General features: G+C 68.7%; 19 protein-coding genes and 1 pseudogene. 5 read left to right on the top strand and 15 right to left on the bottom strand.

What is annotated here, in order from left to right; all coding sequences use genetic code 11:
• Positions 1–367 precede the first annotated feature (367 nt).
• From fis to prmA, 3 genes are all read right to left on the bottom strand, one after another.
• Positions 368–640 carry a DNA-binding transcriptional regulator Fis gene (gene fis / locus ACTJJK_RS19095; RefSeq protein ID WP_031370276.1) on the bottom strand — a complete coding sequence of 91 codons (273 nt, stop codon included), beginning with the start codon at positions 638–640 and terminating at the stop codon, positions 368–370.
• Between the two features lie 121 nt (positions 641–761).
• Complete coding sequence (locus ACTJJK_RS19090) at positions 762–1,790, bottom strand: DUF3426 domain-containing protein (RefSeq protein WP_223620953.1); 1,029 nt, start codon at positions 1,788–1,790, stop codon at positions 762–764.
• A gap of 26 nt (positions 1,791–1,816) precedes the next feature.
• A complete protein-coding gene (prmA, locus tag ACTJJK_RS19085) occupies positions 1,817–2,737 on the bottom strand; it encodes a 50S ribosomal protein L11 methyltransferase (RefSeq protein WP_031370278.1) in 921 nt (306 codons plus the stop codon).
• Between the two features lie 91 nt (positions 2,738–2,828).
• Here prmA and ACTJJK_RS19080 point away from each other — a divergent pair, with 91 nt between their 5' ends.
• The 3 genes from ACTJJK_RS19080 to ACTJJK_RS19070 all read left to right on the top strand — a co-directional run bounded on the left by ACTJJK_RS19080 (position 2,829) and on the right by ACTJJK_RS19070 (position 5,631).
• Entirely contained in the window at positions 2,829–3,887 is a 1,059-nt protein-coding gene (locus ACTJJK_RS19080; protein WP_440730966.1) for a hypothetical protein, read from the top strand.
• A 239-nt stretch (positions 3,888–4,126) separates the two neighbouring features.
• The gene (locus ACTJJK_RS19075) at positions 4,127–5,149 is read left to right on the top strand and encodes a hypothetical protein (protein WP_235186179.1); all 1,023 of its coding nucleotides are present in this window, start codon (positions 4,127–4,129) and stop codon (positions 5,147–5,149) included.
• On the top strand, positions 5,146–5,631 hold the full coding sequence (locus ACTJJK_RS19070) for a hypothetical protein (protein ID WP_318025777.1): 486 nt from the start codon (positions 5,146–5,148) through the stop codon (positions 5,629–5,631). Before ACTJJK_RS19075 ends, ACTJJK_RS19070 begins: the two co-directional genes overlap by 4 nt.
• 248 nt (positions 5,632–5,879) lie before the next feature.
• Here ACTJJK_RS19070 and accC read toward each other — a convergent pair whose 3' ends face one another.
• The 7 genes from accC to cutA form a co-directional block, all read right to left on the bottom strand.
• Positions 5,880–7,247, bottom strand: a complete 1,368-nt coding sequence (accC, locus tag ACTJJK_RS19065) for an acetyl-CoA carboxylase biotin carboxylase subunit (RefSeq protein ID WP_031370283.1) — start codon at positions 7,245–7,247, stop codon at positions 5,880–5,882.
• Positions 7,248–7,310: 63 nt separating this feature from the next.
• A complete protein-coding gene (locus ACTJJK_RS19060; RefSeq protein ID WP_430536889.1) occupies positions 7,311–7,634 on the bottom strand; it encodes a four helix bundle protein in 324 nt (107 codons plus the stop codon).
• An 84-nt stretch (positions 7,635–7,718) separates the two neighbouring features.
• Entirely contained in the window at positions 7,719–8,201 is a 483-nt protein-coding gene (gene accB, locus ACTJJK_RS19055) for an acetyl-CoA carboxylase biotin carboxyl carrier protein (RefSeq protein ID WP_031370285.1), read from the bottom strand.
• A gap of 64 nt (positions 8,202–8,265) precedes the next feature.
• A complete protein-coding gene (gene aroQ / locus ACTJJK_RS19050) occupies positions 8,266–8,706 on the bottom strand; it encodes a type II 3-dehydroquinate dehydratase (protein WP_223620959.1) in 441 nt (146 codons plus the stop codon).
• Between the two features lie 384 nt (positions 8,707–9,090).
• A complete protein-coding gene (locus ACTJJK_RS19045) occupies positions 9,091–9,690 on the bottom strand; it encodes a TlpA family protein disulfide reductase (protein ID WP_440730965.1) in 600 nt (199 codons plus the stop codon).
• 9 nt (positions 9,691–9,699) lie between these two features.
• The gene (dsbD, locus tag ACTJJK_RS19040; protein WP_440730964.1) at positions 9,700–12,213 is read right to left on the bottom strand and encodes a protein-disulfide reductase DsbD; all 2,514 of its coding nucleotides are present in this window, start codon (positions 12,211–12,213) and stop codon (positions 9,700–9,702) included.
• The gene (gene cutA, locus ACTJJK_RS19035; RefSeq protein ID WP_031370289.1) at positions 12,210–12,551 is read right to left on the bottom strand and encodes a divalent-cation tolerance protein CutA; all 342 of its coding nucleotides are present in this window, start codon (positions 12,549–12,551) and stop codon (positions 12,210–12,212) included. Before cutA ends, dsbD begins: the two co-directional genes overlap by 4 nt.
• Positions 12,552–12,843: 292 nt before the next feature.
• On the opposite strand from cutA, the gene ACTJJK_RS19030 reads away from it, so the two are divergent.
• Entirely contained in the window at positions 12,844–14,226 is a 1,383-nt protein-coding gene (locus ACTJJK_RS19030) for a virulence factor family protein (RefSeq protein WP_440730969.1), read from the top strand.
• Positions 14,227–14,273: 47 nt separating this feature from the next.
• Here ACTJJK_RS19030 and mprF read toward each other — a convergent pair.
• Together mprF and ACTJJK_RS19020 are read right to left on the bottom strand one after the other, a co-directional pair.
• Positions 14,274–16,832, bottom strand: a pseudogene (gene mprF / locus ACTJJK_RS19025) (bifunctional lysylphosphatidylglycerol flippase/synthetase MprF); the annotation flags it as partial.
• A 370-nt stretch (positions 16,833–17,202) separates the two neighbouring features.
• Positions 17,203–18,129 carry a LysR family transcriptional regulator gene (locus ACTJJK_RS19020; protein ID WP_440730963.1) on the bottom strand — a complete coding sequence of 309 codons (927 nt, stop codon included), beginning with the start codon at positions 18,127–18,129 and terminating at the stop codon, positions 17,203–17,205.
• 117 nt (positions 18,130–18,246) lie between these two features.
• Here ACTJJK_RS19020 and ACTJJK_RS19015 point away from each other — a divergent pair, with 117 nt between their 5' ends.
• On the top strand, positions 18,247–19,257 hold the full coding sequence (locus tag ACTJJK_RS19015; protein ID WP_440730962.1) for a zinc-dependent alcohol dehydrogenase family protein: 1,011 nt from the start codon (positions 18,247–18,249) through the stop codon (positions 19,255–19,257).
• 289 nt (positions 19,258–19,546) lie between these two features.
• On the opposite strand, the gene ACTJJK_RS19010 is transcribed toward ACTJJK_RS19015, so the two are convergent.
• From ACTJJK_RS19010 to ACTJJK_RS19000, 3 genes are all read right to left on the bottom strand, one after another.
• The gene (locus tag ACTJJK_RS19010) at positions 19,547–21,376 is read right to left on the bottom strand and encodes an endonuclease (protein ID WP_440730968.1); all 1,830 of its coding nucleotides are present in this window, start codon (positions 21,374–21,376) and stop codon (positions 19,547–19,549) included.
• 157 nt (positions 21,377–21,533) lie between these two features.
• Positions 21,534–21,953 (bottom strand): helix-turn-helix transcriptional regulator, encoded by a 420-nt coding sequence (locus ACTJJK_RS19005; RefSeq protein ID WP_223620963.1) that lies wholly within the window; start codon positions 21,951–21,953, stop codon positions 21,534–21,536.
• 518 nt (positions 21,954–22,471) lie between these two features.
• Positions 22,472–22,846 carry a cupin domain-containing protein gene (locus ACTJJK_RS19000; RefSeq protein ID WP_031370296.1) on the bottom strand — a complete coding sequence of 125 codons (375 nt, stop codon included), beginning with the start codon at positions 22,844–22,846 and terminating at the stop codon, positions 22,472–22,474.
• Positions 22,847–23,275 lie beyond the last annotated feature (429 nt).

Genomic DNA, 23,275 nt, shown 5'->3' with positions numbered 1-23,275 from the left:
CCGCGACCAACCGCAGCGGTGCACGCAAGCGCAACGGCCGAAGTCCGGACAGTCGGGAACTGCCCCGCAGAGTCGGCGCTCCGGCAACCGCGTGGTATTCGTCCCCTTCGCCTGTCGCGGCTTGCGCCGCTCCTACCCCGAGGATTCGTCGCTTTTGTAGGAGCGGCGTAAGCCGCGACCAACCGCAGCGGTGCACGCAAGCGCAACGGCCGAAGTCCGGACAGCCGGGAGCTGCCCCGATGAGTCGATGGCTGCAGAAACTGCGCGGTATTCGACCGCTGCGCCTGTCGCGGCTTACGCCGCTCCTGCACAGGGTTCGCGTGAGAGGGTTTGCGCGCGCAGGCCTTTCGCTGCGCTGCGACGGCTGTTATTCCAGCCCGTACTCGCGCAGCTTCTTGCGCAGGGTCGCACGGTGAATACCGAGCATGGCCGCGGCGCGGCTCTGGTTGCCGTCGCAATGCTGCAGGACTTCGGCGAACAACGGGATTTCCAGCTCGCGCAAGGCGATCTCGTAGAGGTTCTCGGTGCCGCTGCCGTTCAAGTCGCCCAGGTAACGACGGATCGAAGTCGCGACATGGTCGCGCAACGGAACGCGAGGTCCGGAGCGGGCGGCTTCGTTGCGGTCGTTGAGAGCGTTCAAGTGCATCCCCGTGGCAAGTGACTTCCGCCGGGAGCTTGCCGATACGCTCGCTGCGCATCGCCGACGGGAGGGGGAGTCTAGCGCGGGGGAGTCGCTGTAGACAACGCGACGGCGCGATATTTCAACGGAAATCGAACGTGAACGCGACTACGCGCGGCGCCGGTTCGAGCACGTCGAACTGCACCGCGGCGCTCTGCCCCGGCGCGATCAGTTCGCCTTCCCTGTACCCCTTGCGATAGTCCTCTGGAGAGAACGCACGTTGGCCGACGCGGCGGCCATCGACGTCCTCCAGGCTCAGCACCAGGGTCGGCCAGGGCTGCGCCCAGCGCGCATCGTTGCGGAAACTGGCCGATACCCGCAACACACCCGCGCGCTCTGCGACCGGCAGCACGTTGCGATTGAGCATGGTCAGCGCAGCCGGTTCGCGCCATGCCGGAATCGTGCACGGCAGCGTCCCGCACAAGGCGCCGACGAGCGGGCGCCAGCGCGCGTCGGCGGCCAGTTCGTTGCGTTGCGCAAGCAGCAGTTGCAGGGCCAGCAACAGGCCGAGCGCGACCGCCACCGCCGGACCGCTCCAGTGCCGGCGCGCCGCCGGCGCAGCGGCGCGGGCGCGGCTGCGTACGAAGCTCGGCGCGAGGCGCGCATGCGCTACCGCGGTTTCGGATTTGCCGGCGCGCTTGCGCGTCGCGCGCTTCGGCACGACCGCATCGGCGGCGGCGCTGAGTGGCGCCAGCGCGATGGTCGGGGCGGCCTTGACCGTGGCGTCGTCGCTCGCGTCGGCGGCGTCCTGCGCGCCGAGCGTTGCCGCCTCCGGCGAGGCGGCAAGATGGCCGGCCTGGTCGTGCTCGGCGACGGTATCGCCGGCTTGAACCGGTGTTGCGCTGGCCTGCGCCGCCGAAGCTTCGGCCGACAGCGCATCGGCGCCCGTCGCTGCGTTCGCAACCGGCGCGCTCGCCGCGCCGATCGCAGCCGATTCGACCAAGGCCGGTTCGTTTGTGGCCGGCTCGACGGCGGTCGATTCGGCGGGCGCCGACTCGATCGCCGCCGCGGCGGCGAGGTCGCCGCCGCAACGCGGGCAGGCCCGGGTCGGACCGTCCTTGGCGACGATGAGGGCGACGAGGTATCCGCAATGGGGGCAGGCAGCGAACATTTCAGTATTCAATCATGCCGTCGCGCTCAGCGCCGGCGTACGCCTGTGACGCGCATCCAGTCTTCGAGACGGTCGGCGCGCAGCCCCTCGAAGTCCGCGGCATAGCGCGCGAGCACCTCGTCTTCCTGCCCGGCCAGGATGCCCGACAGCGCGATGCGCCCGCCCGGTGCGACGCGCGCGGCCAGGGTATCGGCCAGGGCGACCAGCGCCGAGGCGAGGATGTTGGCGACCACCACCGGATAGGTCGCGGCCGGTTCGTCCTGCGGCAAATGCACCTCGATGCGTTCGGCGACGTCGTTGCGTTCGGCGTTGTCGTGGGTGGCGATGACCGCCTGCGGATCGTTGTCGACGCCGACCGCGTGCGCGGCGCCGAGCTTGAGCGCGGCGAGGGCGAGAATGCCGGAGCCGCAACCGAAGTCGAGCACGCTGCGATCGGCGAGCGCGCCTTCGTCGGCCAACGCGTCGAGCCATTGCAGGCACAGCGAGGTGGTCGGGTGGGTGCCGGAGCCGAACGCCAGGCCCGGGTCGAGGCGCACCACCGCGGCATCGGCCGCATCCGCGCCCGCGGGCAGCTCGTGGTTCCACGGCACGATCCAGGTGCGGCGGCCGAACTGCAGCGGCTCGTACTGGTCCATCCAGGCGCGCTCCCAGTCCTGATCCTCGACCTGGCGAAAACGCACCTGGGTCCATTCCAGACCCGGGTCGAACGATTCCAGCGCGGCCAGGATCACCAGCGCGTCGGCATCGTGCGGAAACAGGGCGCTGAGCACGATCGACTGCCACAACGGCGTTTCGCCGACGCCGGGCTCGAGGATCGCGTGCTCGTTGCCGGTGTCGGCATCGGCGTCGAGCATCGTCACCGCCAGCGAGCCGACATCGTCGAGCGCGGCTTCGTAGCGCGGTTGTTCGGCTTCGCTGCAGCGCAGGGTCAGTTCGAGAAAGGGCATCGGTTACGGCGAGAGGCGAAAACGGCGGTCATTATTGACCCGTTTCGCGGCGATCAGATAGCGTGCGGGCTCTTCTCAGGAGTCAGACGCCATGGAATCGCAGGCCAACCCCTCTACCGCCGCCGTCACGCGGGCCTGGATATTGCTCGGATCGCTGGCCCTGGGCGCCTGCGCGGCCGGCGAAGGCACTACCCCCGTCGGCACCGCTCCTGACCACGCTAGCCAGGTCGGCGCGAGCCGGGTCGATGCTACCCGGGCAGAGGCTGCCCGAGTCGACACGCCTCAGGTAGATGCTGCGCAAGTGGGCGCCAAGGGCCAGGTCGAGCAATTGCGCCTGGAAGCGGTGACCGAGCTGCCCCGCTATGTCGCGCCCACCCCGCCGCTGGCCGACGACGGCAGCGTCCCGGACTGCGCCGAGGATGCCAAGTCGAGCGAGGCGCGGGCTGCGGTCGCGGCCGGCTGGACCATCCGCGCCGACATGGCCTGGGGCAAGGACTACCGTGTGGTCGGGGTGGCGCCGCGCGCGACCCAGGTGGCCGGCTTCGGCTGCATGTTCCCGGCCGCGCGGGTGCTGTTCTTCCGCGATGGTCGGGCGGTGGCGCAGTTGCGCGACCTCAAGGCCGACGAGGAAAGCTTCGACAGTGGCGTGCAGGGCGTGTTCGAGCACAGCGCCGAACCAGCCGACCCGGCCGGCAAGGCGGGCAGCGAACTGCGGGTCGGCGAATGGCAGGTGGCGCGTGCTCGCGTGCTCGCGACCGCCGCCGGGCTGGAGCTGACGGCCTTACCGGCGCTGGACGCCTACTGCGGCGGCGGGGCGAAGGTGCCGCGGATCGAGGGCCTGAGCCTGCCGCAGGCGCGGGCGAAGTTGCTTGCCCAGGGCTGGCGCGGCGTGCAGCCGGACCGAGAGGAGGGCGCCGAGCGTTTCCTGGGCGGCCTGATCGAAGCCGGTTACCCCGAGGTCGTCGATTGCGCCGGCACCGGCCAGGGCTATTGCAGCTTCGAATATGCCGCCGACGCCGGCCACGGCCTGGCGGTCACCACCGCCGGCGAGCACGGCGAGGACGGCGGCAAGACCTATTGGCCCACGGTCGTCGGCAGCGAAGTGACCTGCGCGGCCAAGGCCACCGCGGCTCCCGCTCCGGGCGGCTGAAGCGCCGTCTCGCCGAAGTTCGAGATCCATCACGGTTCAGCGTCGTGCGGGCATCGGCAGGGCGCTTGACTTACTATCGGCATCTCGACGAAACACAGTTCAGGCCGGCCCCTGCCAGCTCATGCCGACCCCGGCCCTTGCGGGGCGGCAGGCGGGCTGGGTGGCGCCAGTGCGGCGGCCCGCACCTGCGTTGCGTCCGGTTCCTGCCAGCAGCGTAGAGGCTCAGAGAAACGGTCTTGATGTCCGATGCCTACCCCTCCGGTTACAAGCCAGGCCCTGGCGGGGCGCCGGCCGGTGTGCGCGTGTCCGGACGCTCGCTGATCGCGATCATGGGCTTCGCCTTGTTGGCCGCCGCTTTCGTCTATGCCGGCCGACGCAATGGCGGCGAACAGGCCGTGCCCGACGAGAGCGTGCCGGTCCGGGTCGCGGAGAAGGCGCAGCCGACGGCGCGCGGCCAAGCCGATGCGCCGCGCGACGACTCGGTGCCGGTGGTCGAAAAGAAGGCCGCGCCGCGGGGTGCGGTCGCGTCGTCGCCGCTGCGCGTGCAGTTCGAGCAGGCGCCGGACTTGTACGCGTATGCGCAGTCGATCCGCTCGCGCGCCGATGCCGGCGAGCCCGAGGCGATCTGGCTGTTGAGCCGGGTCTACGACTACTGCTCGAACTACGCCAATGCACCGGTCGACTACGGCAACGACACGCGCACGATCGAGAGCATGAAGCTGCGCGGCGCCTCGACGATGACCGAGGCGCGTAACCGGGTCAGCTCGCGCTGCGCGCGTTTCGCGCCGAGCGACAACCTCAGTTACCAGATGATCTTCCTCAAGCGGGTCGAGGCCGCCCAATCGGGCAGCCTGCCGGCCGAGGCCTCGTTGCTGGCCGCCGGCAAGCCGCTGGAGAAGACCGAGGAATACCGGCTCAACCTGGTCGATCGCGTGCAGCGCTCGAAGGACCCGGAAGCGTATTCGGCGTTGTCGCCCGGCATGGGCATCGCCGCGAACGGCCGGCGCTGGGGCGACATGCGCGTGGCCGGCACTCAATTCGCGGAACTGGCTTGGCAGTTGGCGGCATGCGAGCTCGGGCAGGATTGCAGTCCGAAAGGCTCGTTGATGACGTCCTACTGCGCCAACGGCGGAATTTGCTCGCAAGACGCCAAACAGGATTTTGCGAGTTTCGTATACGACGCGGCGATCCCGCGTCAGGGGGCGGATGTGGTGGAAGACATGGTCGATTCGCTGCTAGGCGAACAGAGGACAGTGCAATGAAACGCGAGCACTTCGTAAACACGGCCAAGATCGGTTTCTGGGCATTGCTGCTCAGCGCGTACTCGGTCGGCGCAGCCGGCGTGATGATCGACGTATTCGGCGAGGACTACCGCGAGCTGGGACAGGTCGCGGTGACCTCGGTGGATTCGAAGACCGAGTTGCGTTCGCTGAGCGCCGCCCAGATCGCGGCCGTCTATCGCGCCCAGAGCGGCGCGCCCTTCTCGACCCTGCCGCCCGGCAGCACCTTCAAGGTGGTCTGGCCGGACGGTTCGAGCGAGTACGTGATGGTGGTCAGTCCATCGACGAGCGGCGGCGTGCAGCCGATCCCGGGCACCCAGGTGCCGGGTTCGGGCAAGAAGCCGTCGGGCACCTCGGGCAGCTCGGCGAAGGGGCCGACCCTGTTGCCGGCTTCCTCGTCTACGGAGCTCACCGAAGCCGACGTGCAGGAGATGGCGTCCTGGGTCGAGCCGGTATTGCGATGAAGCCGGGCGCAGCACCGGCGACGGTCCGCTGGCGGTAGCAGCGGCCTAAACCGCGACCGCCGACGGCGGTGTCGCGGTTTAGGCTGATGCTGCGGCGCGGTCGCGCCGACGCGTCGCCTGGTGCGTCACTCAAAACGAAACGGCCCGCGTCGTCGACGCGGGCCGTTTCGTTTTTGCCGCAGGCGTTCTTGCCGCAGGCCCGTCGAGTGCGGGCGCCGGCTCAGACGAGCGAGCGCAGACGATCGAGCTCAGACGATCGAGATCGTCTTTTCCTTCTGTTCCTTGAGCCGCTTTTCCAGGTAGTGGATGTTCATCCCGCCTTGCTGGAAGCCGGCATCCGACAAGATCCGCTGTTGCAGCGGGATATTGGTCTTGATGCCGTCCACGACCATCTCGCTGAGCGCCACGCGCATGCGCGCGATCGCGGTGTCGCGGTCGGGCCCGTGCACGATCAGCTTGCCGATCATCGAGTCGTAGTTCGGCGGCACGCGATAGCCTTCGTAGATGTGGCTGTCGACGCGCACGCCGGGGCCGCCGGGCGCGTGGAAGTGCTGGATCAGGCCCGGGCAGGGCATGAAGGTTTCCGGGTCCTCGGCGTTGATGCGGCACTCGATGGCGTGGCCTTCGAGGACGATGTCGCTCTGCTTGATCGACAACTTGCGGCCGGCCGCGATCATCAACTGCTCGCGTACCAGGTCGATGCCGGTGACCAGCTCGGTGACCGGGTGCTCGACCTGGATGCGGGTATTCATTTCGATGAAGTAGAAGCGGCCGTTCTCGTACAGGAACTCGAACGTGCCGGCGCCGCGGTAACCGATGCGGATGCAGGCTTCGACGCAGACCTTGCCGATCTCGGCGCGCTGTTCCGGGGTGATGCCCGGCGCCGGCGCTTCCTCGACCACCTTCTGGTGGCGTCGCTGCATCGAACAATCGCGTTCGCCCAGGTGGATCGCGCTGCCCTGGCCGTCGGCGAGGACCTGGATCTCGACATGGCGCGGGTTCTCGAGGAACTTCTCCATGTAGACCATGTCGTTGCCGAACGCGGCCTTGGCTTCGGACTTGGTGGTCTGGATCGCGGCGTTGAGGTGGGCCTCGGTATGCACCACGCGCATGCCGCGACCGCCGCCGCCGCCGGCGGCCTTGACGATGATCGGATAGCCGATCTCGCGCGCGATCTTGATGTTGGCGGCGTTGTCGTCGCCGAGCGGGCCGCCGCTGCCGGGCACGCAGGGCACGCCGGCGTCCTTCATCGCGCGGATCGCCTCGACCTTGTCGCCCATCAGGCGGATGGTCTCGGCGCGCGGGCCGATGAAGATGAAGCCGGACTGCTCGACGCGCTCGGCGAAGTCGGCGTTCTCGCTGAGGAAGCCGTAGCCCGGGTGGATCGCCTGGGCGTCGGTGACTTCGGCCGCGGCGATGATCGAGGCCATGTTGAGATAGCTCTCCGACGACGGCGCCGGCCCGATGCAGACCGACTCGTCGGCCATGGCGACGTGCTTGAGATTGCGATCGACGGTGGAATGCACCGCGACCGTGCGGATGCCCAGCGCGTGGCAGGCGCGCAGGATGCGCAGCGCGATTTCGCCGCGATTGGCGATGACGACTTTATCGAGCATTGGGTAGCCAGGTTCGGGAATGGGGAATGGGGAATCGGGAATCGTAAAAGCGCGTGCGGCGTTTCATGTGGAGGCCTCGCGCTTGTTGAGTGCGTTCATCAGGCCGGTGAGCTTCGCGAAAACCCGATCGATCAGTTCGTCGAGCGACGGCGACGACGCGGCGAACCCCAGGCGGATGGCGATCTGCTGTGGCGTATCCAATTCGGAAAGCGAGCCGCGGGCGATCGACAGGAAGCGCAGATAATCCCGGGTCGAACGTCGCGCTGCGCCCTCGGCCACATTCGAGGGGATGCTGACCGCCGCACGGCGCAACTGCGAGGTCAGGCCGAACCGTTCGTTGTCGGGGAACTGGGCCGAGAATCGGTAAATCGCCTCCACGAGGTCCATGGCATCGCGCCAGACCTCCAGGCCCTCGTGGGGCCGCTTCGACGATTCCCGATTCCCCATTCCCGATTCCCGTCGCGACCGGCTTCAGCCGATCACGAACAAAGGCTGATCGAACTCGATCGGCTGGCCGCTCTCGGCCATGACCTTGAGCACCGTGCCGGAGACGTCGGCTTCGATCGGGTTGAACATCTTCATCGCTTCGATGATGCCGAGGGTGTCGCCGGCCTTGACCGCCTGGCCGACGGCGACGAAGGAGGGCTTGTCCGGCGCCGGCGAGGCGTAGAAGGTGCCGACCATCGGCGCGCGCACGACGTGGCCGTCGGGCAGGTCGCTGCCGGGCTTGGCGCTGCCGCCGGTGGCCGCTTCGGTCGGCGAATGCATCGGCATGGCCGGGGCCGGGCGCTGCTCGGCGTAGGGCGCGGCCTGCATCTGCGGCGGCGCGTAGGCATAGCCGCCCTTCGGGGTGCGGGCCAGGCGGACGGATTCTTCGCCTTCCTTGATCTCGATCTCGGCGAGGTTGGATTCCTCGAGCAGGTCGATCAGTTTCTTGATTTTGCGCAGGTCCATGGAGCGGGCCTCTGGTTGGATCGTCGTTGCGGCCCGCGCGAACGCGGCCCGGGCTGGGTGGGTATCAGGTCGCCAGTCGCTTGATGGCGGCGTCGAGCGCGTAGCGGTAGCTGTCGGCGCCGAAGCCGCAGACCACGCCGACGGCGTGGTCGCTGAAATAGCTGTGGTGGCGGAACGGCTCGCGGGTGTGCGGGTTGGACAGGTGGATCTCGATGAACGGGATCGCCACCGCGGCCAGGGCGTCGCGGATCGCGACGCTGGTATGGGTGAAGGCGGCCGGATTGATCAGGATCATCGCCGTGCCGTCGGTGCGCGCCGCCTGGACCCGGTCGACCAGGACGTGCTCGGCGTTCGACTGCAGGCTGTCCAGGGCGTGTCCGGCGGCCTGGGCGTGCTCGCGCAGCCCGGCATCGATCTCGGCCAGGGTGGTGCGGCCGTAGACCTCCGGCTCGCGCGTGCCGAGCAGGTTGAGGTTGGGGCCGTGCAGGACCAGAAGCTTGGCCATTGGGACCGGACGGTTGCCTTCAAAGGGCGGCAGTTTGCGTGAAGGCCGGCCCGGTGTCCAGAAGTTGCCCGCCAAATCGGCGAAGTTGCCGCGATTTAAGCGGTTGTTTGAGTGGCGACTCTAGAATGCCGGCACGTTCGCCGGCGTCGCCGTGTTTTCGTGACCGGTTCGGCGCATTTGCCGGCACGACGGCGATTCTGGGGGTGGTCCCCGGAGCCCATTCGAGCACGATCGGGCCAGGCAAGCCGGTAACCCGTTGGCGGAATCGGCGCGTGCCGGCCGTTCGCGGCTGGCGCGGCTAGCCGACGATCGGCGAGTTTTCGCGGAGGTTGCCGCCGCGAGGTGGCGCGGGCATGACGGCGCGGCTTCGGCCCCGGACCGGTTTCAGTCGACCCAGCCCTCGATCTCGCCGTCCTCGAACGGGCCGATGCGCTGCTTGATCAGCTTGCCGTCTGCGTCGATCAGCACCGTATACGGCAGCACGCCCTTGAGATTGCCGAGGCGGACGCCGGCGTCGCGCGGGCCGGGCGCGTCGAGCAGGATCGGGTAATCGACCGGCACCCGCTGCAGGAAGGCGGCGACGTCCTCGGCGTTGTCGAGGGCGATGCCGACCACTTGCGTGCCCTGACCGCCCTGGGCCTTGGCGTAGCGGTTGAGCTCGGGCATTTCCTTGATGCAGGGGCCGCACCAGCTGGCCCACAGATTGATCATGATCGGCCGGCCGGCGTAGGCCTGCGGCAGCTGCGAGGGCCGGCCGTCGAGGCCGGGCAGGGTCAGCGCAGGCATGGCCTGGCCCGGGCTCGCCACGGCGAGGTCGGCCGGCGGCTTGGGCGCGCTGCGGGTCATGCGCTCGTGCAGGAAGTACTGGCCGAGTTCGGTGCGGGCCAGCCAGCCGCCCCCGCCGACGAGTTGCCCGGCGAGCAGGCCGAGCGCGCCCGCACCGAGCGCCAGGGCGACGAGTTTGACGGTCGAGGAGATCGCCATCGGCCGGCCTCAGCGAGTCGCGGCGCGCGCGCGCTGCGCGCGTTCGGCGAAGGCCGCGGCTTTCTCGAAACCGAACAGGCGCAGTTCGCGGCGTTCGGCGCCGGCGACGAAGTACAGGGTCGCCGGCGGGCCGATGATCTCCAGACGCTTCATCAACGCCTGGTCGATCTCGTCGTTCGCGGTCACGTCGACCTTGAGCAGGACGAAGCCCTTCAGCGCTTCGTGCACCTGCGGCTCGGGGAAGGTGTACTTCTCCATTTCCTTGCAGGCCACGCACCAGTCGGCATAGAAGTCGAGCATCAGCGGCTGGCCGGAGGCCTGCGCGGCGGCGATCTCGCGGTCGAGGTCGGCGCCGGACTTGATCTTGCGGAACGGCAGCTCGGTGCTCTGCGCGGCGTGGCCGCCGCGCAGGCCGGCGAGCGGCTGCAGCGGGTCGTCGCTGCCGGCGAGGGCGCCGACGACCAGCGCCGCGCCGGCCAGGCCCAGCAGCAGCGCCAGCAACCAGGCGAACACGCGCACGCCCTGGCCGAGCGTCTTGGCGCCGGCCGACAGGGCGACCATCACCGCCGCGCCGAGCAGCAGTGCGCCCCACAGCGCCAGCGTCACCGGGCCGGGCAGAATGCGCGAGAGCATCCACACCGCCATGCCGATGAAGATCAGGCCGAACGCGCGCTGCACCGCTACCATCCACGGGCCGGTGGTCGGCAGGCCCTTGCCGGCGGCGACGCCGAACACAATCAAGGGCGCGCCCATGCCCATGGCCAGCGCGAACAAGGCCGCGCCGCCGAACACCGGGTCGCGGGTCTGGCCGATATAGAGCACGGCGGCGGCGAGCGGCGGCGCCACGCAGGGGCCGACGATCAAGGCCGACAGCGCGCCCATGCTGGCGACGCCGAGCCAGGAACCGCTGCGTTGGCGATTGCTGGCTTCGCTGAGGCGGCTGCGCAATGCATGCGGCAACTGCAGTTCGTACAGACCGAAGCTCGACAGCGACAGCACCACGAACAGCAGGGCGAACAGCACGATCACCCACGGCGTCTGGAAGGCGATCTGCAGATTGGCGCCGGCCAGCCCGGCGACGATGCCGGCGAGGGTGAACACCACCGCGCTCGCCAGCACGTAGACCAGCGACAGCGAGAACGCGCGGCGCGTGCTCAGGCCGGGGCCCTGGCCGACGATCAGGCCCGACAGGATCGGCACCATCGGCAACACGCAGGGCGTGAACGCGAGCAGCAGGCCGAAGCCGAAGAACGTCAGCAGCGCCCAGTAGCGGTTGGCGCCCTTGAGCGAGGCGGCGAGCAGGCTGTCTTCGGCCTGCGGGGCGGCCGCGTCTGAGGGATCGGTCGCGGGCGTTGCCGCGTCGTTGGCGGGCGCCAGGTTGGCTGCGTCGGTGGCGGGCGTCGCATTGCTCGCGGCCATGCCGACGGCGGAGGCGTCGCCGGCGATGTTCGCGGCGTTCGCTTGCCTCGATGCTGCGGCGGTCGCGGGCGATAGAGTGCTCGCCGCGGCTGCAGCGGCCGTCGTGCCGGCGGCCGGCTCCGTCGGCGCGACCACGCTCGCCGCCACGGTGCCGCGCGGCAGATCCAGGGTCACTTTGCGCGTCATCGGCGGATAGCAGATGCCGTCGGTCTGGCAGCCCTGGAAGTTCGCGGTCAGGGTCAGCTTGGCCGCGTCGGCCTGCTTGCGCAGCAGCGGCAGCGGCACGTCGATCTGGTCGAAGAACACGGTGACCTCGCCGAAGTGCTCGTCGCGGTGCGCGGTGCCGCGCGGCCACTGCGGCTTGCCGGCGGCGATCGCGGCCTGGTCGGTCTTCAGCGAGGTCTTGTCGCGATACAGGTAATAGCCGCGCGCCGGGGTGAAGCGCAGCAGCAGGGTGTTGCCGTCGCTGACGATGGCCTCGAAGCCGAAGGCCTGCTCCGGCGGCAACGGCAGGGCATCGGTGCCGGTGTTGGCGGCCGAGGGCGCGCCGAGCGGGCTGCTGCCGAGCAGCGGATTGGCGCTGCCGCGCGGGCCGAAGGAAACCAATGGCGCGGCCGCCGGAGCCGGGTCCATCGCGGCGGCGGCGGGCGCAGCCAGCGCCACGCTGACGGTGCGGGTCTGCGGCGGATAGCAGATGCCGGCGTCGGCGCAGCCCTGGTACTTGATGGTGAGCTTGGCGCTGCCGGCCTTGGCCTGGCCGGGCAGGGTGGCGACGACGCGGTCGCGGTAAGTCTCGACGTCGCCGAAGAACTCGTCCTTATAGGCCTTGCCCTTCGGCAACTGCAGCGCCTGCGCGGCGAAGCCGGCGTCGCTCTTGACCGAGATGCGGTGCTTGTAGAGGTAGTAACCCGGCGCGACCTTCCACGACACCGCGATGCGATCCGCGCCACTGGCCTCGGTCGCGAGCACGAAGGCCTCGTCGACCGGCAGCAGGTCTTTTTCGTCGACCGCAAGCGCCGGCGCGGCGAACAGCGCGGCCAGGCAGGCGAGGGTGAAGGCGGCGCCGGCGCGCGGGCGCCGACCGGGAAGCAGATCGTCAGTCATCGGTCTCGGGTCTGTTCGGCCACCCAGTGCAGGTACGGGTCGAGGCCGTCGCGGACTTCGACCACCAATGCCTCCGGCAGTTCATACGGATGCAGCTCGGCGATCCGCTTGAGCACGGCCGAGGCCAGGGCGGGGGTGGTCTTGATCAGCAACTGGACCTCGGTCGCGTGTTCGATGCGGCCTTGCCAGCGATAGGTCGAGCGCACGCCCGGCCAACGGCTCACGCAAGCGGCGAGCCGTTCCTCGACCAGGGCCAATGCGATGGCGTCGGCCGTGGCCTCGTCGGGGCAGGTGCTGAGCACCAGCCTCGGCAGCGGGGTGGAGTCGGTGAGGGACATCCGGGCAAGTGTAAGGCCGCCGCCGGGACCGGCCTAACCCGATCCGGTCGGATGGTGCAGGATCGAGGCCGGACCGGACCGGACCGGAGCGGGCCGGAGCGGTGCCCGACAGGCCTGGAACTCCGCCGGCGTCACAAAACCCCGGGCTACGCGTTTCCCCCCTTTGAAAAAGGGGGCAGGGGGGATTTGTTTTGGGGCCAACCCCGGCCAACCCCGATGGTATAAGCCCTGCATCGAGGAGATGCCCCGCGTGCCCGTAACGATCCCTGCCCGCCTGATCCTGTTCCTGCTGTTGGCCACGGTGTTGTGCAGCGCGACGGCGCAGACCGCATCCACGGCCGCGCCTGCGCTCGCGCGCAGCGTCTCCCACGGCCGCTTCCACAACATTCCGGTGCGTCTGCCCTCCGGCGAGGCGCGCCGCTTCGTGCTCTGGTTCGCCGACGGTCTCGACGGCGCGCAACGCAAGGAGCGCGTCGACGCCTTGGTCGCCGATGGCGCGATGGTCGCGACCGTCGACGTCGCCGCGCTCGAACGCGACCTGCGCAAGGACGGCGGCGCCTGCGCGTTCTCCTCCGGCGACGTCGAGAACTTCTCGCGTTTCGTGCAGGCCTATTACCGTTTGCCGACCTACCGCCTGCCTTTGTTGCTCGGCGATGGCGAAGGGGCGGCGTTCGCGTATGCGATCGCTGCGCAGGGCGGCGGCATGCTGTTCGCCGGTGCGATAGCGGTCGATTTCTGCCCGCGCCTGGCCCTGGCGCGTGCAATGTGCCCGTCCGGCGCCTTGAAGCTGATGCCGGCTCGCGACGCAGGCGTGGCGCAATTGCAGCCCTCGCCGTTGTCGTTGCCCTGGCTGGTCGCCGCCGCGCGCGCGGACGGCCATGGTGTGCAATGCCCGAAGGCGGCGAGCGATGCCTTCGTCGCGGCCATCCCGCAGGCGCGCCGTTTCGCCCGCGATGCGCGCGGCGATGCTACGCCGGGCCTGCGCGCGGCCTTGATCGGCCTCGGTGCGCAAGGCCATGTCAGCGCGCCGTTGCCGCCGGCCGATCTGAAGGGCTTGCCGCTGACCGAGATCGCTGCAAGCAGCGGCGGCCACCGCGACAGCTTCGCGATCTTCGTGTCCGGCGACGGCGGTTGGGCCGGCTTCGACCAGAGCGTGGCCGACCGCTTGGCGAAAGCCGGCGTGCCGGTGGTCGGCATCGACTCGCTGCGCTACTTCTGGAGCCCGCGCACGCCGCAGGGCTTCGCCGCCGACCTCGATCGCATCGTCCGCTACTACCGCGCTCAGTGGCGGCGCCCACGCGTGCTGTTGATCGGTTTCTCGCAAGGCGCCGACGTATTGCCGGCGGCCTATAACCGCTTGCCGTCGCCGAGCCGCGAGGCGATCGCGCTGACCGCGTTGATTTCGGTCGGCGAGAAAGCCGAGTACGAGTTCCACCTCAGCAACTGGATCGGCAGCAGCGACCGCGGCTTGCCGATCGCACCCGAGATCGCGCGCATGCCGGCCGCGCGCACGCTATGTTTGTACGGCGCCGACGACGGCGATGCGCTGTGTCCGAAGTTGCCAGTGGCTGCGGCGCGGATCGAAAAACTGCCGGGCGATCACCACCTCGACGGCGATTACGACGGCGTCGCCGCGCGCGTGTTGTCGGCGGCCGGTATCGCGCCGGGTTCCTGAGCCTCGGGCGCGCGGGTCGGGAAACGCGCGATGCGCGGCTCGCCGTCGTCGTGCCGGCGCGGGTCGAGCGAGATCAAGCGGGTGACGTCGATCAAGGCCGCCGGCAGATGCATGCCGCCCGGCGCGGCGAGGTAGCGCGTGCGCCAGACCGGGTCGTACTTGGCCTTGAAGCGGCGCAGGCCGACGAAACCGTAGAAACGTTCGCCGTGGCGCGCGACCAGGTTGGCGAAGCGGTTCCAGCGCCCGGCAAGGCGATGCTGAGACAAGCCCGACAAGGGCGCCATGCCGAGCGAGAAACGTTCGTAGCCGTGTTCGCGGCCCCAACCCAGCAACTCGGCGAACAAGAAATCCATCGTGCCCTTCGGCGCGGTCTCGCTGTGACGCATCAGGTCGACCGACAGCTCGCGGCCGTTGGTGGCGTTCCACAGATTGGCGAAGGCGACGATGTGGCCCTCGCGTTCGACCAGGGCGACCGGCAAACGCTCGAGATAAGCGGCGTCGAAGTGGCCGAGCGAGAAGCCTTTCTCTTCGCCGGATTTGTGTTCCAGCCAATCCTCGGAAATTTCCGCGAGCACCGGCAGCAAGGCTTCGACCTCGTCGGCCGGGGCGATGCGGAAACTCAGCCCGGCGCGCTTGCCGCGGTTCCAGGCCTGGCGCAATTCGGCGCGGGTCGAGCCCTGCAGGCTGAAATCGGTCAGCGGCACCAACGCTTCTTCGCCGAGCTTGACCAGGGTCAGGCCGAGGTCGAGGTAGGTTTGCCAGTACTGCTCGCCGACCTGGTAGAACACCGGCCGCATGCCGAGCCGGTCGGCTTCTTCGCGGAAACGCCAGATCAGCGAGCGTGCGACCTCGGGCGGCCCGACCGGGTCGCCCATCGCGATCAGCGAGCCGCCGTAACGTTGCATCATTGCGAAGCCGCGTTGTTGCGGATCGAGCAGCAGCGCTTTGTCGCCGGTCAAGGCCAGATGCGCCTGGCTGTCGTCGGCCAGGGCGAGGATAGGCCGGATCGCCGCGAGTTCGGCATCGCTCGCCGCCGGCAGCGGCGCGCGCGCCGAATGCAGCAAGCGCGCCAGGCCGAAGGCGATCACGGTGACGCTGACCAGCAGCATCGCGCGCAGGGCGCGCGGCGCGTTGCTCGACACCAGGAATTCCCACCACAGCTCATTGCGGTATTCGACATGGCTGTAGGCGAAGAACAGCAGCCAGATCGCGGCGATCAGCACCAGGCCGAGATTGCGCAGCCAGCGCCACGACCAGGCTTCGTCGAGCAGGGCGCCTTCGCGATAGAACTCGCGCCGCGCCGCCCACAAGGCGACTGCCACCAGCGGCGGCGCCAGGGCCAGGCTGAGGTGGCCGCCGCGCAACCAGGTCGGCAAGGGCAGCACGATGCACACGGCCAGCGCCAGCGCCCACGCGGCATGGCTGCGGCGCTGCAGGCCCTGGCCGATCAGCAACAGGCCGACCCCGCCGAGGCTGGCGAGCAATTGCGAGGTCTCGATCAAGGGCAGCGGCGCACCGACCAGGCGATGGCGCGGTTTCGGCAAGGTGCCGTCGAGGATCAGCGCGGCACCGAGCACGAACGCGGCGAGCGCGATCACATGCGGCAGCCACGGCCGGATCGCGAGCCAGGCGGTGCGCAGGGCGCCGGCGCGCGCCGCCACCGGTCCGCGCACGGCGCCGATCATGCCGACCAGCGTCGCCAAGGCCAGCGGCAAGGCGTAGTAAGTGATGCGATAGGCCAGCGCCGCCGCCAGCAAGCTGGCCGGCGCCACGCCCGGCAGCAGTTTGAGCAGGCTCCACTCGAACACGCCGATGCCGGCGGGCACGCTCGACAGCAGGCCGGCGACCACCGCGACCAGATACAGGCCGACGAAACCGATGAAGTCGGTACCGGCGATCGGTGCGAGCAGGACATACAGCGCGCTGCCGGCCAGGGCCAGTTCGACCACGCTCAAGGCGGTCACTTCGAGCACGGTGCGGCGATCGGGCAACCACAGGGCATGGTCGCGCCAGCGCAGGGTGCGGCCGTCGCGCCCGACCGCGAACCACAGGCCGACGAAGGCGAGCGCGATCGCTGCGCCGATGACGCGGATTGCGCCTTCGCCGAGCGGCAGCAACAACGCCGCCGGGGCCGGCTCGAACAACAAGGCGCAGGCCAGCAATACCCAGGCGCCGAACACGAAGCCGAGGGTGCTCATCAACACGACTTGGCCGATGTCGGCGAGCGACAGACCGGCCGCGCCGTAGCCGCGCAAGCGCACCGCGCCACCGGTCAACGCCGCGAAACCGAGCGTGTGCCCGACCGCATTGGCGAGGAAGGCGGTGACGACCAGGCGCAGCGGTTTGACCTTGCTCGCATTGCGGCGCAGGCCGATGGCGTCGAAACCGACCAGGCAGGCATAGCTGGCCAGGCCGAGCAGAAAGGCCAGGACGATGCGGCGGTCTTCCAACTGCGCGAAGGCATGCCGGATCGAGCGATAGCCCTGTTCGCTGAACTCGCCGGCGAGCGCATGCAGCGCCAAGGCGAGGATCGCCAGGCTGGCCAGCATCGACAGCGCGCGGCGCCAGGAACTGGAGGTCGTTGCAGCGGGAATCGGCGGAGTCATCGGCGGGCCGTGGGGGCGATGAGCAAGCTTTCAGCAAACTACGCGAAAGCGGAATGAGGGACGGGGCTTGGAGTTTGCCGGGGGCGGTTGGTTCCGGACTTGAGGGCAGGAGCAAATCCCCCCCGGCCCCATTTTTTCAAAGGGGGGAATCCTTCGGGTGGGTGCTTGGTGGCCGGAGGTCTCGTGCTCCTGCCCGCGCTCGCGCTTTAGCGGCGAGTTTGAGCCGACAGGCGACACCGACATAAGCGCGATCGATCATCGCCCCCTTTGACAAAGGGGGCGAGCGCCCCGCACAGATTCGATGCCGATGCAGAACCGCAGCGCGGGGGATTTGCTTTGTGCCCGAAGCCGGGCACGCGCCAAACGCGCGTCACGTCTGCCCGGCGATCACCCGGTCCCACAGCGCCGGCTCGCCGATGGTCGCTTCGACGAAGTCGATGAAGGCTTCGACCTTGCGAGGCCGGTAGTCGCGGCTCGGGTACACCGCGTAGATGCCGATCGGCAGCAGGCTCCAATCCGGCATCACTTCGACCAAACTGCCGTTGGCGAGCTCCTCGGCGACGGCGAAGGTCGCGGTCTGCAGGATGCCGCGGCCGTGCACGGCGGCATCGACCAGCGGCAGGCCGTAGTTCGCTTTCAAGCGCCCTCGCACCGGTACGCGCAGCGGTTCGCGGTCGCGATGGAATTCCCAGGTCGGGGTGTCGCGGAACAAGGTGTAGTGCAGGCAGTCGTGCTCGATCAGCTCGGCCGGCGTACGCGGTGCGCCGCGCCGTGCGAGGTAGTCGGGCGAGGCCACCAGGATCCGCCGCGTCTGCGCGATGCGGCGCGCGACCAGGCGCGAATCGCTGAGCGCGCCGATGCGGATCGCGGCGTCGAAGCCGGCGCCGATCAGGTCGACGAAGCGGTCGTCGAATTGCAGGTCCAGGTCGATGCCGGGCCAGCGCTGCAGGAAGGCTTCGACGTGCGGCATCACGTACAGACGGCCGAAATTCATCGGCACCGACACCCGCAGCTCGCCGCGCGGCTGCGCCGACAGGTCGTGCACGCGTTCGCCGGCGGCGAGGATCTGCGCCAGCGCCGGCGCGACTTCGGCGTAGTAGTGGCGTCCCGACTCGGTCAGGCTCAGCCGTCGGGTCGAACGGTTGAGCAACTTGGCGCCGAGCCGCGCCTCCAGGGTATTCAGGCGGCGAGTGATCGCGCCCGGGGTGACCTGCAGTTGCTTCGCCGCGGCGGTGAAGCTGCCGTGCTGGAGGATGGCCTCGAAGGCCTCGAGTTCGGAATAGAGCCCGCCGATCATTGTTGAGACATCCTCAATGATGAGTTGCCATCGCGATCCTATATCAGTAGTCGGCTCAACAATAGTCTGGGCATCCCCCCACCCGGCCGGTCCGCGCACCGGCAGCGGAGAACCACGATGGATGCCTACCAACTCCAGGGCCACAGCCTCGACAGCCTGCGCCGCATCGACTTGCCCGAACCCCAGCCCGGCCCCGGCCAAGTCCGGATCCGCGTCGCCGCGGCGTCGGTGAATTACCGCGATTACGCCCTCGCCACCGGTCGCTATCAGCCGGAACTGTCGCGGCCGTTCGTGCCGCTGTCGGACGGGGTCGGCCGCATCGAAGCGGTCGGCGACGGCGTCGAGGGCTATGCGCCCGGCGATCGCGTGCTCGGCCATTACACCACCGGCTGGATCGAAGGGCCGTTCAAGTCGGCGAACCACCTCAGCAAACTCGGGGGCCCGCTCGATGGCTGGCTCGCGCGCCAGATCGTATTGCCCGCCGGCGCGATCCTGCCCGCGCCGGAATTCCTCAGCGACGAAGCGGCCTCGACCCTGCCGGTGTCCGGCCTCACCGCTTGGAGCGCGCTGCAGCGCATGAATCTGCGGCCCGGCGCCAGCGTACTCGTGCAAGGCACCGGCAGCGTGTCCTTGATGGCCTTGCAACTCGCTGTCGCGCGCGGCGCCGACGTGATCGCGACCACCGGCGATGCCGGCAAAGCCGAACGCTTGCGTGCGCTCGGTGCGCGCGCGGTGATCGATTATCGGCAGCGCCCGGATCTGGCCGCGGCGGTGCGCGAACTCACCGACGGCCGCGGCGTCGACGGCATCGTCGACGTGGTCGGCGGCCCGCAGTTCCTCGAGCTGTTGCAGGCGGCCGCCGACAACGCCCATATCGCGGTGATCGGCTTCCTGCACGGCATGCAGGTCGACGGCAATCTGATCGGGCCGATCATGGCGCGCCAGCTCAACATCCAAGGCATCAGCGTCGGCAGCCTGCGCGATTTCGAGGCCTTTCTGGCCGATGTGGAACGGCATCGCATCGAGCCGGTGGTCGGCGCGCGCTATGGCTTCGACGACGGCGCCGCGGCGATCGCTTCGATGGCCGGCGCGCGCGAGATGGGCAAACCGGTGGTGGTGTTCGATTGAGTGGGCAGACTATCGCCAGACCTTCATCCGGAGGTATCGCCAGGTCGCTACGCCCCGGCCAGGGCGCTCCGCGCCCACCGGACTTTCATGCGAGGACGCTTGAGGTCTTTAGGACGATGCGGCGGTATCCCCTGCGCGGGGATGACGCCAGATGGGTTACGACCCATGCGGCCATACGATCAATACGGGGCAATGCAAGCAAGCGCACTGCCCGGGCTGCGCGGTTCTCGTTGCTCCAAAAACGAACGCCCGCATCCGCGGGCGTTCATTCTTGCGCGTTACTTGCCGATCACGGAATCAGCTGGCAGCTCGCCGGCTTGGCCGAGTTGAACAGCGAGGCGGTGGCCCACTCCGGATGATCGATGAAGGGGTTGCGGTTGCCCTGGAAGCTGAAGATCACTTCGTTGCGCGCCAGTTCGGCGGCATCCGGCGGGTCGGCCTGGTGCCAGGACAACAGCGTGGTCAGCAAGCCCATGTAGGCCGGCGAGGACGAGGTGATGACGATCTTGCTGCGATCGTCGGTCAGTTCCAGGTCCGGTTCGCTCTGGCCGTTGTTCGGATCGGTGCCGCCTTCGTAGCGGATCGCCATGTACAGCACCGCGCGCGCCATGTCGCCCTTGCGCTTGCCCCAGACCTGGAACGAACCGGCGTTGCCGTCGGGCGTCTTGAACCAGTTCGAGTTGCCCGGGTACACGCCGCTGCCGCCGCCGTTGCCGTTGTTGACCTCGGTGACGCGCTCGCCGCAGCCGCTCGACAGCGAGCAGTCGGCGAAGGGCTTGTTGCCGCGGTCGGCGTTATAGCCGGCATCGGTGAGGTACAGCATGTGGGTGTCGGTGTAGGGCGCGTACGGCAGACCGAGGCTGCCGGTGGTCGAGCCGAAGCCGAGCGAGTTCGGCCAGGTGTGTTCGCGGTTGTATTTCACGCCGCTGCCGCTGCCCGCGCGGTCGGTGACCTTGACGAAGCTGCGGTTCTTGTAAGCATCGAGGATGCGGCCGGCGTTGTTGGGGTCTTCGTCGGCGATTTCCAGGATCGTCCAGGTGTTGGTGGTGCCGCCGCTGTACGGATAGACCGTGTGGCCCTTGATGGTTTCGTGCAGCGAGCAACGCAACTGGCTGGCGCTGCTGGTGTTGACGTGCGAGTAGTAGCCGGTGCCGCCACCGCCGCCGCTGGCGACGGTGAAGTTGGCGACCGTGTTGGCCGCCGGATGCGCGCCGCCGGCGTCGCTGACCTGGCTGGCGACGACGGTGAAGGTGCAGCTTTCGCCGGCGCGCAGGGCGGTGCCGGTGGAGGCGGTAATGGCGGTGCCGCTGGACGGATGGGTCAGGGCGACCGTGCCGGAGGTCGCGCACTGCAGGGTCAGCGCGCCGCTGGCCAGGGTCACCGCTTCGCTGAAGTTCGCGACCAGGTCGCCGGCGGCCGGGAAGTTGCTCGCGCCGTTGCTCGGCGTGGTCGAGGTGACGCTCGGCGGCGTGTTCGGCGTCGAGGTGGTGAAGCTCTGGCCGTTGTTGCAGGCGCCGAAGGTCTGGGTCGCCGAGTTCTGCCAGGCGAATTGCGAATAGGCGCTGCCGCTGCCCGACAACTGCAGCGAGGTGCCGGCCGCGGTCGAGCCGGATTCCGACACCGGCAGGTTGGTGCTGGTGCGGCCCGAGGCCGGGCCACCGCTGGCGGTGATCTGGCCTTCGTAGCTCAGGAACTGGACCACGTTGCCGCTGCCGTCGACCAGGGCGAAGCCGTCGTTGGAGCCGTTCTGGATGCCGTTGGTGGGATAGCTCAGCGTCGCGATGCGCACGCTGCCGCCGCAGGTGACGACGCTGCCGGCCGGCACCAGGTCGTTGTCGTAGGTCACCGCCGACGAGGGCGAGCTGCCGTTGTACAGATAGACGCGGTAGTTGCTCAGCGTTTCGCCGGCGGTCGCGACGATCTCGATGCGTTCGCCGACGTCGCCGGCGGAGGTCGCATCGTCGTAATGGAATTCGTTGATGAAGACGGCGGCCGAGGCCAGCGACGGCAACAGGGCGCAGATCGCCAGGGCCAGGCGCGCGGCTTGGCGCGGCAGGGCGGGGCGGGGGCGTGCGGGGTGTGAACAGCGCAGGGCGGTGGATCGGCCACGAACGGACATCGGCATCGAACGGCTCCTTATGTATTGACGACGCGTGCGTGCGGAACGACGCGGTCGATGCACCCTCCCCGGGCGCATACGGTCGAGTCTAGTCGGGGTTTATGACATCGCCCGCTGCCCTGCGTCACGGTTCGCGCCCGAACTTGCGACGGCCTTCTCAGGTCGTTGTGCGCTTGCCGCTGCTGGCGACCGAACGCACCGGGCGGCCGGTGCGCAATTCGGCCATCTGTTCGACGACCTCGACCAGCGGTGCCTTGGCGCGTGTCGGCGCCTCGCGGAAGGCCAGGATCAGGCGCAGTTCCAACGGGTCGTCGATCAGCAAAGCCTCGGCCGCGGCGACCGAGTCCATCGCCGTGTCCAGCGACAGGCTCATCTTGCCGCGACCGGTCGCCAGCCATTCGAACTGCACCCCGGTGACCAGGGCCAGTTCGCGCAGGTGGGCGACGCTCGGGAATTTGCTCTGCGCCGACTCCCAGTGACCGACCGCGCTGCGTTGCACCCCGACCGCCGCCCCGAGCGCGGCTTGCGAGAGTCCGGCGTGACGGCGGGCGAGGCGGATGCGCTGTTGCGGCGTCATATGACAGTTCCTGACAGGTTTGTGGCCGATATCACACGTTCAGCTACCGATAGTCACCAGGTGATCAATAGTCGCATCAGCCCGTGCGTTTATGCTGTCGTGCCGTATCGGTAGGTCTATTTATTACAATGACTTAGATCGATAAGCAATCATGAGCGCTACCGAAAGTAGCGTAATTTCCGGTCGCGCTCCCTAGCAACCGTAGCGTGGACTTTGGAATATGGCCGCACGCCGATAAGGACTTCGGAAAGACAAGAGGTCGGTTCGGGGGGAGGGCGCCGGATAGCGCCATGCAGAGGACAGGCCATCTCCGCACCAAAGAGCGCGTTCCACGGGACGCGCTCTTTTCTTTTGTGGCGTCGGGTCTTCGGCGTCGACACCGAATCGTCCGGCCCGACCGGCCGTGAGCATCGGTAGCGGCAACCGCGATCGAGCGGTGATGCGTCCATCGACGACGCGGCGGCTGCCAAGCCATCGCGTTCGCAGGTCGTCTCGTCGATGGATTCGGTCGCGTCGGCTCAGCCCAAGGGGCGCAGTTGCTCGTCGAGCGAGCGAGTCTTGTCGGTGACCACGTCGCCTGTGTGCAGGGTGGTCTTGCGCTCGATCAGCATCAGATGGCATTCCTCGTCGGCGATCGGGTTGTGGCGCACGCCCTTGGGCACGACGAACATCTCGCCCTCGCCGAGTTCGACCTTGCGGTCTTCCATCTCGATCACCAGCCGGCCCTTGAGCACGAGGAACAGCTCGTCCTCGTCGGCGTGGCTGTGCCAGGCCAGTTGCCCTTGCACGCGGGCGACCTTGATGTAGGCGTCGTCGACTTCGGCGACCACGCGCGGCGACCAGAATTCGGTCAGCGACGCGGCGATCTGTTTGGGGGAGGTCACGGATGACATGCGGCGGTCCTGGCGATGGCGGGGATGGCTGCAGTCTAGTGCGCGGCGTAGCGGGGCGCGCGGTAGGGAAGTCATGGGTAGCGTGGAATGTCGGGCACCGCAGCGACGCGGCAGGCGGAGCGATCACGGTCGCGGCTCGCGCCGCTCCTACCCAAGCGCCGCGACGATCGTTGCCGTTGCCGTTGCCGTTGCCGTTGCCGTTGCCGTAAGTGCTTGGCGCAGTTCCGAACTAGCGATGCAACCGTAGACCCGGAGGGCGCCGCACAGGACGTGCGGCGTTTTCCGATAAGACAAGGATGTCTTATCGGAAAATCCCGGCGCAGGCTGCGTGCTCGCAGGGGAGCTTCGTCAAGGAGAGCCCTTTTCTTTGGTTAGCTTTCTTTTGGGCTTAGCAAAAGAAAGTAACCCGGCCGCGTAGCGGACGGAAGC

It is taken from the genome of Lysobacter sp. 22409, assembly GCF_052045105.1.
GTDB classification, from domain to species: Bacteria; Pseudomonadota; Gammaproteobacteria; order Xanthomonadales; family Xanthomonadaceae; genus Lysobacter; species Lysobacter antibioticus_B.
Note: the sequence above shows the minus strand (reverse complement) of the source record. Positions and strands in the feature narration are given on the sequence as shown.